The following is a 13,977-nucleotide window of genomic DNA, read 5'->3' on the forward strand; positions in this document are numbered from 1 at the left end:
GAACGGTCCTGCTTCCCGCCTCGCGAGCGGTACGCAGCTCCGGATCCGGAGCCGCCTCAGGGGCAACACCGTGATGGACCGGCCTCAGAACCACTCGCATCCCACACAAGGTACCGGAGCACGGCTCCGACTCCAGGCCGTGACGAGTCACGCATAGGACACAACCCGATATCAACGCTCGGTAATTCCCGTTTGCCACGTTCAGTGACATCTGCCCGTTCAGGCCCGTTCCGTCATGCCACGATCGACGGCAATGAACGTGCACAGTTCACGTCCGGGGCCCCGGTGCGGCGGTCACCAGATCCTCCGCGAGTACGTCCTCGACCTCGGCCGCGCTCTGTCCGCGACGGGCCCGCAGCCAGGCACGTTTGAGATGAAGGTGCACGTCGGACTCCCACGTGAAACCCATGCCTCCGTGCACCTGGAGACAGTCGCGGGCGCCGCGTTCGGCGGCCTCGTCGGCCAGCAGTCCGGCCGCCGCGATGTCGAGCGGATCGGCCGTGACGGCGGCCGCGTACACCGCACCACGCGCCACCTCCACTCGCACCAGCATCTCGGAGCACAGGTGTTTCACCGCCTGGAAGGCCCCGATCGGCCGGCCGAACTGCTCACGGGTCCGGGCGTGTTGCACGGCCAGTTCGCAGGTGCGGGAGGCGGAGCCCAACTGCTCGGCGGCGGTCAGCAGCGCGGCCACCGGGTCGGGCGGCGCGAGGCGGGGCACCCGGTGCAGCGGAGTGAGCGGGTCCGCCGAGCGCATCGCGACGGCTCCCGTCACATCGCCGCGTACGACGTCGGCCTCGTCCAGCCACTCGACGAGCGTGCCGTCGACGGCCGCGACGACGCTCTCGCCGGTGGCCGCTCCGGGCACCTCGCCGGCCGCGAGGTGCGTGGCCACGAGCGGTCCGGTCAGCAGGGCCCGGCCGGCCTCCTCGAAGGCCAGCACCGCCTCCGGGAGTCCCAGTCCGACCCCGCCCTCCGCCTCGGGCAGCCGCAGCGCGAAGAACCCCGCCTCGCCCAACTCCCGCCAGAGCGCACGGTCGAGCCCCGGGGCGTCCACGGCGGCCCGCAACTGCTCCCGCCCGAAGCGCCGGACCAGCAGTTCGCGTACCCCCGCCCGCAACGCCCGTTGATCATCAGTGAGTTGGAAATCCATACGGTCATCGCCCCTTCGGGAGGCCCAGGATCCGTTCGGCCACGATGTTCCGCTGGATCTGCGAGGTACCGGCCGCGATGGTGTACGAGAGGGACGACAGCCGGTCCAGCGTCCACGGGCTGTCGAGGTCGAGCGCCTCGGGACCGAGCACGTCGGCCGCCGCGTCGTACAGGTCCTGCCGCGCGCGCGAGTAGCTCAGTTTGAAAACCGAACCCCCGACGCCCGGCACCCCGCCCGAACGCTCCGACTCGCTCACGTTCCACTGAGTGAGCCGCCACAGCGCACGGAACTCGGCGTTGAGACGACCGAGCCTGCGCCGCAGTGGCACATCGTCCCAGCGGCCGTTCTTCCGTGCCTCGCGCGCGAGTTCGCCGAGGACGCGCCGGCAGGCCACCACCTCGCCCACGAAGGCCGTGCCGCGCTCGAAGGACAGCGTCACCATGGTCACGCGCCAGCCGTCGTTCTCCTCGCCGACCCGGTTGGCGACGGGCACCCGCACCTCGTCGAGGAACACCTCGGCGAACTCGGTCGAACCCGCGAGCGTACGCAGCGGACGGACCGTGATCCCGGGGGCGTCCATCGGCATCGCGAGCCACGAGATCCCCCGGTGCTTGGGCGCCTTCGGATCGGTCCGCACCAACAGCTCGCACCAGTCGGCGACTTCCGCGTGGGAGGTCCAGATCTTGGAGCCGCTCACCACGTAGTCGTCGCCGTCCCGCCACGCGCGCGTGCGCAGCGCCGCGAGGTCCGAGCCGGCGTCCGGCTCGCTGAACCCCTGGCACCACACCTCCTCGCCGCGCAGCACGGGCGGTAGCCAGCGCGCCCGCTGCTCGGCGCTGCCCTCGGCCGCGATGGTGGGCCCGGCGTGCAGCAGCCCGACGAAGTTGGCCCCTACGTAGGGGGCGCCCGCCTTCTCCGTCTCCTCCAGGAAGATCAGGTGCTGGGTGGGCGTGGCCCCGCGCCCCCCGGCGTCGGCGGGCCAGTGGAGCCCCGCGTACCCGGCGTCGTAGAGCATGCGCTGCCAGCCGAGGTCGTACGCGCGTCTGCCGGGCCAGTCGTCGGGCGAGGGTTTCGGGGGCAGTCCGGGGAGGACCTTCGCGAGCCACTCCCGCAGCCGCGCCCGGAACTCCTGTTCCTCGGGCGTGTAGGAGAGGTCCATTACTTATCGAGGTCCAGGCCCAGCATGCGGATGGCGTTGCCGCGCATCAGCTTGTAGATGGTCTCGTCGTCGAGGCCCTTCACATGGTCGAGGGCGACCTCCTTGGTGTGCGGGAAGGTCGAGTCGACGTGCGGGTAGTCGGTCTCGAAGGTCGCGTTGTCCCGGCCCACCACGTCCAGCGACGCGACGCCGTGCTTGTCGCGGAAGAAGCAGCAGAAGATCTGCCGGTAGTAGTAGGTGGAGGGCGGCTCGGGGATCAGGTCCCTCACCCCGCCCCAGGCCCGGTGCTCCTCCCACACGTCGTCGGCGCGCTCCAGGGCGTACGGGATCCAGCCCATCTGCCCTTCGGAGTAGGCGAGTTTGAGCTGCGGGAACTTCACCAGCACCCCGCTGAACAGGAAGTCCATCATCGAGGCCATGGCGTTGTTGAAGCTGAGCGAGGCCTGGACGGCGGGCGGCGCGTCGGGTGAGGCGGCGGGCATCTGGCTGCTGCTGCCGATGTGCATGTTGACGACCGTGCCGGTCTCCTGGCAGACCGCGAAGAACGGGTCCCAGTAGCCGGAGTGGATGGACGGCAGCCCGAGGTGGGTGGGGATCTCGGAGAAGGTCACGGCCCGCACGCCCCGGGCCGCGTTGTGCCGGATCTCGGCGACCGCGAGGTCGATGTCCCACAGCGGGATGAGGCACAGCGGGATCAGCCTGCCACCGCTGTCACCGCACCACTCCTCGACCATCCAGTCGTTGTAGGCGCGCACACAGGCCAGCGCGACCTCCTTGTCGTGCGCCTCGGCGAAGGTCTGCCCGCAGAACCGCGGAAAGGTCGGGAAGCAGAGCGAACCCTCGACATGGTTCGCGTCCATGTCCTTGAGCCGCTCGACGGGATCCCAGCAGCCGGGCCGCATCTCCGCCCGCGTGATGCCCTCAAGCGTCATCTCGTCCCGGTCGAAGCCGACGGCGGCGATGTTGCGCTTGTACGGGAACTTCAGGTCCTCGTAGATCCACCAGTCGGTCGGCGGCCCGTCCGGGTCCATCGTGATCTGGTACTTGCCCGCCACATAGGCGAGTTCGCCGATCCCGGCCGTCAGCGGCTTGGGGCCGCGGTCCTGGTACTTCTTCGGCAGCCAGGTCTCGAAGAGGTTCGCGGGCTCGATCACATGGTCGTCGACGCTGATGATGCGGGGCAGTTCGGTCATGGGTCCCCTCCGCCGGGCCAACTGCGGGTATCTGACGGACCGTCAGCTACAGGTCCCCTAGAAGGCTAGCCCCGCACCCCTGGACCGACAAGGCGCCGAGCCCTACGCTCTCCAGCCAATCTGACTACCCGTCAGCTGTGAGGAGTACCGGGCAATGACCGACACCGCACACGCACTGGGCACCTCCCGCACCTTCTGGGAACTCGTCGAGCTCCGCGCCGCGCTCACCCCCGACCGCCCCGTCCTCCTCCAGGACGACCGCACCCTCACCTTCGAGGAGCTGCGCGCGGGCGCGGAACGGACCGCGGCCGGCCTCCATGACCTGGGCGTACGCCCCGGCACGGTGGTCGCCTGGCAACTGCCCACCCGCATCGAGACGGTCGTCCTCGCGATGGCCCTGGCCAGGCTGGGCGCGGTCCAGTCCCCGGTGATCCCCTTCTACCGGGACCGCGAAGTCGCCTTCGCCGTACGGGAGTCGGGGGCCGCCCATTTCGCCGTACCGGGCGAGTGGCGCGGCTTCGACCACACGGCGATGGCCGAACGCATCGACGCACGCGGCGTCTTCGAGGCGTACGACTCCCTCCCCGAAGGGGACCCGTCCGTCCTGCCGCCGCCGCCCACGAGCGGCACGGACGTGCGCTGGATCTACTGGACCTCGGGGACGACGTCCGACCCCAAGGGCGTTCTGCACACGGACCGTTCGCTGATCGCCGGCGGTTCCTGCCTCGCCCACGCGCTGCACCTGACGGCCGACGACATCGGCTCGATCGCGTTCCCCTTCGCGCACATAGGCGGCCCCGACTACCTGGTCATGCTGCTGCTGTACGGCTTCCCGGCGGTCCTCTTCGAGAAGTTCGCGCTGCCGGACGCCCTGGAGGGCTACCGCAAGCACGGGGTGACGGTGGCGGGCGGCTCGACCGCGTTCTACTCGATGTTCCTGACCGAGCAGCGCAAGCAGCCGGACACCAGACTCATCCCCACCCTGCGCCTCCTCGCGGGCGGCGGGGCACCGAAGCCGCCCGAGGTGCACCACGCCGTCGTACGGGAGATGGGTGTCCAACTGACCCATGGATACGGCATGACCGAGGTCCCGATGATCACGATGGGCTCGCCCGACGACTCCGTGGAGAACCTCGCGACGACCGAGGGCCGCCCCCCGGAGGGCATGGAGATCCGGATCATGGACGGGGAGGTGAGGCTGCGCGGGGAAGCCGTCTGCACGGGTTATCTGGACCCGGCCCAAACGGCACAGGCCTTCGACGAGGACGGTTTCCTGATCACGGGAGACCTCGGGCGCCTCACACCCTCCGGCCACCTGGTCCTGACGGGCCGTCTGAAGGACGTCATCATCCGCAAGGGGGAGAACATCTCGGCGAAGGAGATCGAGGACCTGCTGCACCGCCACCCGGCGGTAGGAGACGTGGCGGTGATCGGCCTGCCGGACGCGGAACGCGGCGAACGCGTATGCGCGGTGATCGAACAACCGGACAGGACCCCGCAGTTGACGCTCGCCGCCGTCACCGACTACCTACGCGCGGAAGGGCTGTCCGTGCACAAGCTGCCGGAGCAGCTGGAGCTGGTGGACGCCCTTCCGCGCAACGAGACCCTGCGGAAGGTGCTCAAGTACAAGCTCAGGGAACGCTATTCGGGCACTGTGAAGTAGCGGGCGAAGGCGCTCACGATCTCCGGCTCGGTGACCCGGCCGTCGGCGTCCGTGTCGAGCGCGCCGGCCGCGGCGGTGGCGACGGTCTCGGGTGCGCCGAGGGCCTTGAGGGCCCGCGCGATCTCGTCGACGGTCGCCGCCGTGTCCCCGTCGCCGTCCGCGATGGCGAGCGCCGCGTCCAGGAAGGGGCGGGCGATCTCGGCGAACCGGTCGGGGTTGTCCCGCAGCCGCTTCACCGCGCCGCCCACGAACTCCTCGCGGGTGATCCGCTGGTCGCCGTCCCGGTCCGCTATTCCGGCCATGCCCTGCCAGAAGGCTTCGGCGCCGATGTAGAGGGCCTGGCCCTTGTCGGACCGGGCCGCCGTGCCGAACTCGGCGAGCAGCGCCTTGGTCGCCGCGTTGAAGTCCTCGCGGTCGATATAGCCGTTGCCGTCCTGATCGAAGGTGGCGAACCGCGCGGCGATCTTTCGCTCGTACTCGGTGCTGACCATTGTCTTTTCGGGCCGCCTTACATCACGTGGGTACGTCTGCCTGGGAGCGTACGACGACCGGGCCCTCCGGGGAGCGGGAAAACGGCGCTTGTGCCAAGACCGGAGGAATTCCGCGACAACCGCGTCGCGGAGTCACGGGACGATCTTCCCCTCCACGCGGCCCGGGCGTGACGCGAATCACGCCGACAGGGAATCCGGTTCGTCGTCGACGGCGGCGTCGACATCGGGATACACGTCGAAGAGCCGACGCACGCCGAGGGCACCCAGCACCCGGTTGACGTGTGAACCGTCCACCGCGCCCTGCGCGGGAAGGATCAAGCGGAGGCGCCCCTGGCAGGACCGGAGCAGCCGCCGGGTGGCGATCAGCACCCCCACACCACTGGAGTCACAGAACAGGACTCCGGACAGATCGAGGACAACACTGTGCCGCCCGTCGGCCACGGCGTCGTGCACGCGCTGCCGCAGCACCGGTGACGTCACCAGATCCATCTCGCCCGACACCCGGAGCACGGCCCAGCCGTGCTGCTCGCCGTCGGTCACCCTGAGCGTCACGCGCCTGCCCCTCGCTGGTCGTTGCGGACCCGGAAACGGAACCGGAAGTGGTCCTGTCACTTCCCTGGTGCGCGGCTGCCCCACCCTCACTCCATGAAACACCGGATGCGAAATCGAAGCGTGCCCCAGTTGGGCTGTTTCGGTCGGGAACGGTCTAGTACGGTCGATCCTGATCGGGCCAAGTCACGGCAGACACACGCACACCGTGAGGAGCCGCACGCACAGCGTGATCGGGGCACTACCATCCACAGCCCCGCGAGGGGCGCGCATTGCCACAAAGGGGCGTGCGTCGCCGGGGGTGCCGACTACATTCGGGAGGAAGCCGGAGAGGAGAATCCGGTGGACACAGGGACAGGCGCACCGCACGACCGGGGGTGAGGGGCCGCATGACCAAGAAGGACGCGCCGCCCCGCTGGGACCGCAAGATGCAGCAGCGGCTCGCACGCGGGGAGGCGGCCGCGCTCGGTGAGTTCTACGACCGATTCGCTTCGCTCGTGCACGGCCTCGCCCATCGAGTGCTCGGAGACGACCGGGCGGCCGACGGTGTCACCCGCGAGGTCTTCGCCCATGTCTGGGAGAACCCCGAGTCGTACGACCCCAAGCAGGGCCCTCTGCGCTCCTGGGTCGCCACGCTGACCCACCGCCTCGCCGTGCAGCGCCTGCGCGCGACGGAGACCGCCGCGCTCGCCCACGACGGCTCGGGCAGCACCGAGGAACTGGAACGCAAGGTCCGCCGGGCCTCGGTGGCGGCCCGCGCCGACTACATCGTCCAGTCCATGCCCGCCCCGCTGCGCGCGGCCCTGGAGCTCGCCTACTTCCAGCGCCGCGACTACCGCCAGACCGCCGTCGACCTCGGCGTCACCGAGGACGAGGCCCGCCGTCGCCTGCGCCTGGGCCTCCAACTCCTGTCCACGGCCCACGACGCGGGCCGGTCCGGGGGCGCCGGATGAAGGGCACGGAGGCACACGACGGGTACGGGGAACAGCCGGACGACCCGGAGGACCACAACGGCGGAACGGGCCCCCACAAGGACACCTCACCCCCGGAGAACACCCCGGGCGGACCGTCAGGCCCCAAGCCCCCGGAACCCAGCACGCCCCACACCCCGGACGAACCCCCGCGCATACCCATGCCGCGCTCGTCCGTCGAGGACACGGGCCTTCCCCTCCCCGAGCCGGCCCCGGCACCCCTCTTCCTCGAACACCGGGTCCTGAAGGCCCTGCTGGGCGCCTGGGCCCTGGCGGCCTGCTCGCCCGAGGAGACGGCGGCCGTCGAGGACCACCTGGGCACCTGCGGCGCGTGCGCGGACGAGGCCCTGCGCCTGCGCGACGCGGTGGGCCTCCTGCACCCGCCGGAGAGCCTCGACCTGGACCCCACCCTCCGCACCCGGGTCCTGGAGAGCTGCCTGGGCCGCCGCCCGCCCCGCATCCCGGTCCCCGAATGGGCAACGGCGTACGACGCGGAGACGGCCCGCCTGGACGCCCTCCTCCAGGACATCGGCGACTCGGAGTGGCACGCTCCCGTACGCCTGCGCTGGTTCGAGGGCGACGAACAGGCCAGCCGCCGCACCACCGTCGCCGGCGTGATCGCCCATCTCCTGACCGTGGACGGCCTGGTGGCCGTGACCCTGGGCCTGGACGACCCCCTCGAAGCCCCCGCGGACACCCCCACCCCCGCAGACCGCACAGAGGCCTTCTGGTCCACCTCGCACTTCCCGCCCACCCGTTCCGTACGAGGCCCCTGGCGCGAGCAGGCCCACAACCTGGTCCGCACGGTCGCCTTCGCGGGCGGAGGCTCGGGGCGGCTCCCGGTCTCGTACGGCGCCTTCGAACTCCCGCTGCGGGACGCGATGCTGGACCGTGCCTTCGAGACGTGGGTCCACGCGGGAGACATCGCCGAGGCGGTCGACTACCCCTACGAACCGCCGTCGCCCAGCCACCTGCACGCCATGATCGACCTGGGCGCCCGTATGCTCCCCACGGCCCTGGCCGCCCGCCGCCAGGCCGGCCTCGCCACCCCCGGCCAGACCCGCCACCTGGTCCCGGCCGGCACCCCGGGCCGCAGCCTCCGCCTGGAGATCGAGGGCCTGGGCGGCGGCGAATGGCTCATCCCCCTGGACTCCCCCGCCGCCCTGCCCTCCCCCGACCACGAGGTGGCCCACATAGCCCTGGACGGCGTCGAGTTCTGCCAACTGGCCGCAGGCCACGTACCCCCCGAGGAAGCGGCAGCGGGCCAGGTGGGCGACCGAGAGGCAATCAGAGACGTCCTCTTCGCAGCAGCGTCACTGAGCCGCATCTAGCGCACGAGCCGCATGCAACGCACAATCCGCACATAACGCACGAGCCGCATGTAGGGCGAATGGTCTCCAGCCCCCAACCCGCACCCGCCCTACGCACAGGGCGCGGGCCGTGCCGGTACGTCGAAAGTCCGCCGCATACGGCTCCTCCAGGCAAGGTCTTCCTCGAAAACCAACAGCCGTACACCCCGCCGCGGCGGACTCGACGTACCGGCACGGCCCGCGCCCCCACGCAAGACAGGCGCGACACACCTCAGCCGAAAACGACGGCCCTTCAGCCGAAGACGACGGTCGGCTTCAGTCGAAGACGACGGTCCGCCGCCCGTTCAACAGAATCCGCCGCTCGGCATGCCACTTCACGGCCCGGGCCAGCGCCTGGCACTCCACGTCACGCCCCACAGCGACCAGCTGCTCCGGCGTGACCTGGTGCCCCACCCGCTCGACCTCCTGCTCGATGATCGGCCCCTCGTCGAGGTCGGCCGTCACATAGTGCGCGGTGGCACCAATGAGCTTCACACCACGAACGTGCGCCTGGTGATATGGCTTCGCGCCCTTGAAGCTAGGCAGGAACGAGTGATGGATATTAATGATCCGCCCGCTCAACTGCTTGCAGAGATCATCAGAGAGCACCTGCATGTACCGAGCGAGCACAACGAGCTCGACACCCCGCTCCCGCACCAACTCCAGCAACTGCGCCTCGGCCTGCGCCTTGTTGTCCTTGGTGACCGGAATATGATGAAAAGGCACATCATACGAAGCCACAAGTTCGGCGAACTCCGTGTGATTCGAAACCACAGCCGCGATCTCGACGGGCAACGCCCCGGTCCGCGCCCGGAACAGCAGATCGTTCAGGCAGTGCCCGAACTTGCTGACCATCAGCACGACCCGCATCCGGTCCTCGGCCCGGTGGATCTGCCACTCCATCTGGAACGAGTCACCGATCGCCGCGAAGCTGGCCCGCAGCTTCTCCACCGTCACCGGCGACTCCGCCGAGAAGTGGACCCGCATGAAGAAGAGCCCCGTGTCATGGTCACCGAACTGCTGGCTGTCCTCGATGTTGCACCCGGTCATGAAGAGATAACTCGACACGGCGTGCACGATGCCCTGCTTGTCGGGACAGGAAAGCGTGAGGACGTACTGCTCGGTCACGGACTGCTCGTTCATGCACGCCAGGGTCCCACAAACCGAGCCGCACCCGGCCACACGTCCCGCCTGCCGGACTACAGCCGAGCGGCAGCCCTACGCGGACCGCGTCATGATCCGCAGAACCTCGAGAGTCCGGGGCTGCACATCGGGATCCTCCCCATCACTCGCCGCCATCCGAACGTGCGCGTCCCGAGCGGCCCGCACGGCCTCAGGCCACCCCGGATGTTCGAGATAAACAGAGACGACAGCATCAGGCCCCACCTGATGCATGATCCGCAGCACCCGAAGCACGGCGCTGTCGACGAGCGCCGCCTCCTGCGAGTCCCGGAAGATCGTCCCCACGTATTTCTCGGCGGACCAGTTGTCCAGCCAGGTGTCCTCGACGAGGCGATAGACGGCGTCGGTCACATCCCCGTACCCGTCGACCCCCGCGAGCCAGACCCCTCGCTGGAACTCGGTGTCGGAAAGCATGTGCAGCGCGGAGCGCACATTGCTGCGCCAGCGCCACCACGGCATGTCGTTCAGTGGCATGCCGCCCATGGTGGATGAGCGACGCCCGCGACGGGAAGAGTTCTCCGAACCTTGCACGGTCACCGATCGTACGTTCTCGCCGATTCGTCCCGCCCCGCACCCCGGAGTTCACCTTCTGGTCACCGCACGTTGACCGTGGGTCACACCGGCCGTAGCGGTGTGACGGAATGGTGCATGTCCATGACCGGCAGGCGACGCACCCGTACCCTCCTCCCCGCCCACCACCGTCCCGCCAGGACCAGAGCGCTCTCCGCGGGCGCGTTGGCGGCGTGTGCGTCCATAGCCGTCGGCTGCGGTGTCGTCCCCGGTACCACGGGGGGTTCCGGGGACGACACCATAACGGTCATGACGTGGGCGCCCGAGAGGACGAAGGCGACCAACAAGCCGGGCATGCCCGCCATGGCGCTGACCTACGCGCGCTGGATCAACTCCAAGGGCGGCATCAACGGCCGCAAGCTCAAGGTCCTCACCTGCAACGACCACAACGACACGGTGGCCGCCGCGACCTGCGCCCGGCGCGCGGTCGACGAGAACGTCGTCGCGGTCGTCGGCTCGTACAGCCAGCACGCCCGCTCCTTCTTCTCCCCGCTGGAGGCGGCCGGCATCCCGTATCTCGGCGGGTACGGCGTCACCGACGACGAGTTCACCAGCCCGCTCTCCTACCCGGTCAACGGCGGCCAGCCCGCCCTCCTGGCCGGCCTCGGGCAGCAGCTCGCCGCCAACTGCGGCCCCGTCACCCTGGTACGCCCCGACACGGTCGCCGGCGACGAGCTGCCCGTGCTGCTCGACTCCGGCCTCAGCGCCGAGGGGCACTCGGCCGCCGTCGACCAGCGGGCCGCCGAGGACGCCACGGAGTACTCGAACCACGCCGACCAGGCGCTGCGGCGGGTCACGGCGGATCCGGCGGAGGAGGGGTGTGTGGTGCCCGCGCTCGGGGACCGCACGGACACCTTCATGGACTCGTTCCGGCGTGCCCGCGAGGCGTACCCGACGGTGCGGACGGCGTCCGTGCTGGGCAGCGTCGACCAGTCGGTGATCGACGCGACGGGCAGCGCGTACGAGGGCTCGTACGTCACCGGCTGGTACCCGGCGTCGAGCGACAGGCGGTGGAAGCCGATGCGCGCGGTGATCCGCGAGGAGGCCTTCGGCGACAACCGGATCGACGCGTCCGACCCCGGGGTGCAGACGACCTGGGTCGCCTACACGGTGCTGAAGAAGATCGTCGAGTCGCTGGGCGACGGCGAGGTGTCCTCGCGGACGCTCCGGCGGAAGCTCGACGACGGCCTGAAGATCAGCACGGGCGGGCTGACGCCGACGCTCAGCTGGAGCTTCGACGATCTGACCGCGGCGAGCGGCTTCCCCCGGCTGGTCAACTCGGACGTGTCGTTCCAGGTGGTGCGCAAGGGCCAACTGGTCTCGGCCCGCAAGGGGTTCGTGAACGTGTCGAAGGTGCTGGAGAACACGGAGGCCTCCTGACACCGGCCGGCGCCCACCGGGCACCGGCCCCCGTCGGCCTCGTAAGCCATACGGGCCGCACGGGCCCTGCCCGGCCCTGCCGGCCCCGTCGGTCACAGCTGGCCGGGCTGGCGCTCCGTCAGTCCGTAGGTCTGGGCGATGGAGTTCCACAGCTTCGCGGCCTTGGCCTTCTGCGTGGTCGCGGTGCCGCTCTCCCGGTTGCCGGCCGCGGTCTGGCCCGTGTTGCGGGCCTGGCCCTTGCGGCAGCCCTTCTTGCCCGCGGTCTGGTCGGCCCAGGCCGCGTAGTGGGTGTCCGCCGCGGAGGAGGCCTTCCAGGCGCTGTTGAGCGCGGCGGTCAACTGCGCGTAGTTCGGCAGCTTGTCGACCGAGAGGTCCCCGAGGCTGGTGACCAGGCCGTCACGCTGCTTGGCCGCGTCGCGCAGATCGGTGGCCGCCTGTCCGAGGCTGGCGCACTTGCGTACGTTGCCGACGGCCTTGACCACCGAGTCGCGGCTGTCGCCGCTGTCCGCGAGGAGCTTGTCCAGGGCCACGGCCTGTTCCTTGGCCGGGTCGGCGGACGCGGAGGCCGATTCGTCCGTGGCGGGCCCGGTCGCCGCCACCGTCTTGTTGTCGTCCCCCTTGTCGTCCCCGCCACCGCTGAGCAGGGCGCCCGCGCCGATACCGAGTACGGCGATGCCCACGCCGACCGCGGCGATCACGGGCACGCGGGAACGGGTGCGGCCGCCGCGGCCGTTGTCACCGTCCGCCGCGCCTCGGCGTGCGCCACGGCCGGTGGGCCCCTCGGGCACGCCCGGGCCGCCGGGGGCACCCGGGACACCGGGACGGTTCGGGGAGCCGAAGCCGGCCGGGGCACCCTGTCTCGCTCGCGGCTGGTCGACTCGGGGCAACTGCTGCGTGGAGCCTCCGGCGTCGGCCCGGAAGAGGTTGTCGAACTCGGCCGGCGGCTGCTGCCGGTCCTCGGGTACGCCCGGGCGTACTCCGTACTGCGCCGCGCCGGGCTGGGCCGGTACGGGCGCGATGAACTGCGTGGGCTGGGCGTCGGGGTCGACGGCGGCAGGCAGGGGTCCGGGGCCTCCGGACGCCGGTCCCGGCCCGTCCGGCCGGACCCGGCCCAGATACCGCGTGGACTCGGAGGACATCCCCGCGGGGGCCGCCCCCGCGGGAGGCGTCTCGGGCGGCAGCGCGCCGGGGCCCACCGGCGGAAGAAGCTGTGTGGCGCCCTCGTCGCCGGACGGCGAGGCGGGAACCGGCGGCAGATACTGCGTCGCCCCCTCGTCCACGGCGGCGACGGGCGGCAACGCACCGGCACCGGGACCGACGGGCGGCAACGGCGCGGCAGTCTGCCCACCGGGGGCGTACGGCGCGGGCGTCTGCCCACCGGGACCCTGCGGGTAGCCGTAGCCACCGGGCCCCTGCGGTCCGGCGGGGCCGCCCTGCTGCTGACCCGCAGAAGGCTGAGGCGCCGCCTGGCCACCAAGACCCTGCGGAGGGCCGAAACCACCCGGAGCCTGCGACCCGGCGGGGCCGCCCTGCTGCGGCACGGCGTGACCCGCGTGACCCGCGTGAGGCTGAGGTGCCGCCTGGGCGCCGTGGGCCTGCGGGTAGCTGTAGTCGCCCGGAGTGTGTGGCCCGGCTGGGCCCTGTGTCTGGGTGTTGCCGGGTGCGTACGGGCCGGGAGTCTGCGGGGCGCCGTACCCGTTCGCCGGGGCGCCCTCGTGCGGGAGGGGTGTCCCGGGGCCCGACCGCTGCTCGGGCACGGAGCCCGCTCCGGCGGTCTGCGGCGGAAGCCAGCCGCTGTCGTTCGGCGCCTGCGGGCCGCCCGCCGTGCCCTGTGCCCCGTACTGCGACGGCTGCCCGGCGTATCCGCCCTGCGCACCGGCGCCCGGAGCCGGGGCGCCCGGGCCTCCTTGGCCTTCCGGTCCCGAAGGGGGCGTGCCCCAGCCCGACGGCTGTGCTCCCGCGTCCGGAGCCGGGGCGGTCCAACTCGAAATCTGCGGGGGCGCCTCCGAGGCCGGAGCGACCCCGCCCTGGTCGGCGTGCGGCGTGCCCCAGCCGGGCGCCTGCGCGCCCTGGTCCTGGCCCGCACTACCCCATTCACCGGTCGGCGTCCAACCCTGCCCGGGCTCCGGAGAGGCCCCCTGGGCGGGTCCCGGACCCCACGGCTGGTCCCAGGCCTGACCGCCCGCCGGAACGGCGCGGTCGCCCGTCTGGCCCGGCAGGAGGGGCTCGCCGCCGTCGGACGGCAGCACGATGCCTTCGTGCGCGGGCCGCGCCGAGGGCTCGTCGTCCTGTCCGTTGTGCGTCACCGGGACTCCTA

General features: G+C 71.1%; 11 protein-coding genes and 1 pseudogene. 4 read left to right on the forward strand and 8 right to left on the reverse strand.

The window, feature by feature from the left end:
• Positions 1-268: 268 nt before the first annotated feature.
• From ACH4YP_RS17810 to ACH4YP_RS17820, 3 genes are read right to left on the reverse strand one after another with little or no spacing between them, the layout of a single operon-like run.
• The gene (locus tag ACH4YP_RS17810) at positions 269-1,153 is read right to left on the reverse strand and encodes an acyl-CoA dehydrogenase family protein (RefSeq protein WP_398491118.1); all 885 of its coding nucleotides are present in this window, start codon (positions 1,151-1,153) and stop codon (positions 269-271) included.
• Between the two features lie 4 nt (positions 1,154-1,157).
• Positions 1,158-2,312 (reverse strand): acyl-CoA dehydrogenase, encoded by a 1,155-nt coding sequence (locus ACH4YP_RS17815; RefSeq protein WP_398491119.1) that lies wholly within the window; start codon positions 2,310-2,312, stop codon positions 1,158-1,160.
• Complete coding sequence (locus ACH4YP_RS17820; protein ID WP_398491120.1) at positions 2,312-3,505, reverse strand: amidohydrolase family protein; 1,194 nt, start codon at positions 3,503-3,505, stop codon at positions 2,312-2,314. The genes ACH4YP_RS17815 and ACH4YP_RS17820 overlap by 1 nt, the downstream gene beginning before the upstream one ends.
• Positions 3,506-3,659: 154 nt before the next feature.
• On the opposite strand from ACH4YP_RS17820, the gene ACH4YP_RS17825 reads away from it, so the two are divergent.
• Entirely contained in the window at positions 3,660-5,168 is a 1,509-nt protein-coding gene (locus ACH4YP_RS17825) for a class I adenylate-forming enzyme family protein (RefSeq protein ID WP_398491121.1), read from the forward strand.
• On the opposite strand, the gene ACH4YP_RS17830 is transcribed toward ACH4YP_RS17825, so the two are convergent.
• A complete protein-coding gene (locus tag ACH4YP_RS17830; protein ID WP_361050882.1) occupies positions 5,147-5,659 on the reverse strand; it encodes an EF-hand domain-containing protein in 513 nt (170 codons plus the stop codon). The two genes, ACH4YP_RS17825 and ACH4YP_RS17830, sit on opposite strands and share 22 nt — an antisense overlap.
• A 177-nt stretch (positions 5,660-5,836) precedes the next feature.
• Complete coding sequence (locus tag ACH4YP_RS17835; RefSeq protein WP_361050879.1) at positions 5,837-6,211, reverse strand: STAS domain-containing protein; 375 nt, start codon at positions 6,209-6,211, stop codon at positions 5,837-5,839.
• Between the two features lie 386 nt (positions 6,212-6,597).
• Between ACH4YP_RS17835 and ACH4YP_RS17840 the strand changes: the two are divergent.
• Positions 6,598-7,174 (forward strand): annotated as a pseudogene (locus ACH4YP_RS17840) (sigma-70 family RNA polymerase sigma factor); the annotation flags it as partial.
• Positions 7,158-8,510 (forward strand): zf-HC2 domain-containing protein, encoded by a 1,353-nt coding sequence (locus ACH4YP_RS17845; RefSeq protein ID WP_398491122.1) that lies wholly within the window; start codon positions 7,158-7,160, stop codon positions 8,508-8,510. The pseudogene ACH4YP_RS17840 and the gene ACH4YP_RS17845, both read left to right, overlap by 17 nt.
• Before the next feature lie 294 nt (positions 8,511-8,804).
• Here ACH4YP_RS17845 and purU read toward each other — a convergent pair whose 3' ends face one another.
• Together purU and ACH4YP_RS17855 are read right to left on the reverse strand one after the other, a co-directional pair.
• Complete coding sequence (purU, locus tag ACH4YP_RS17850; protein WP_398491123.1) at positions 8,805-9,671, reverse strand: formyltetrahydrofolate deformylase; 867 nt, start codon at positions 9,669-9,671, stop codon at positions 8,805-8,807.
• A gap of 75 nt (positions 9,672-9,746) precedes the next feature.
• Positions 9,747-10,247 (reverse strand): hypothetical protein, encoded by a 501-nt coding sequence (locus ACH4YP_RS17855; RefSeq protein ID WP_361050867.1) that lies wholly within the window; start codon positions 10,245-10,247, stop codon positions 9,747-9,749.
• Positions 10,248-10,364: 117 nt separating this feature from the next.
• On the opposite strand from ACH4YP_RS17855, the gene ACH4YP_RS17860 reads away from it, so the two are divergent.
• Positions 10,365-11,660 carry an ABC transporter substrate-binding protein gene (locus tag ACH4YP_RS17860; RefSeq protein WP_361050865.1) on the forward strand — a complete coding sequence of 432 codons (1,296 nt, stop codon included), beginning with the start codon at positions 10,365-10,367 and terminating at the stop codon, positions 11,658-11,660.
• A gap of 92 nt (positions 11,661-11,752) precedes the next feature.
• Here the strand turns inward: ACH4YP_RS17860 and ACH4YP_RS17865 are convergent, their stop codons facing one another.
• Positions 11,753-13,909, reverse strand: a complete 2,157-nt coding sequence (locus ACH4YP_RS17865; protein ID WP_398491398.1) for a hypothetical protein — start codon at positions 13,907-13,909, stop codon at positions 11,753-11,755.
• Between the last annotated feature and the right edge of the window lie 68 nt (positions 13,910-13,977).

This window comes from Streptomyces sp. NPDC020747, from assembly GCF_044334695.1.
In the GTDB taxonomy this organism is placed as follows: Bacteria; Actinomycetota; Actinomycetes; order Streptomycetales; family Streptomycetaceae; genus Streptomyces.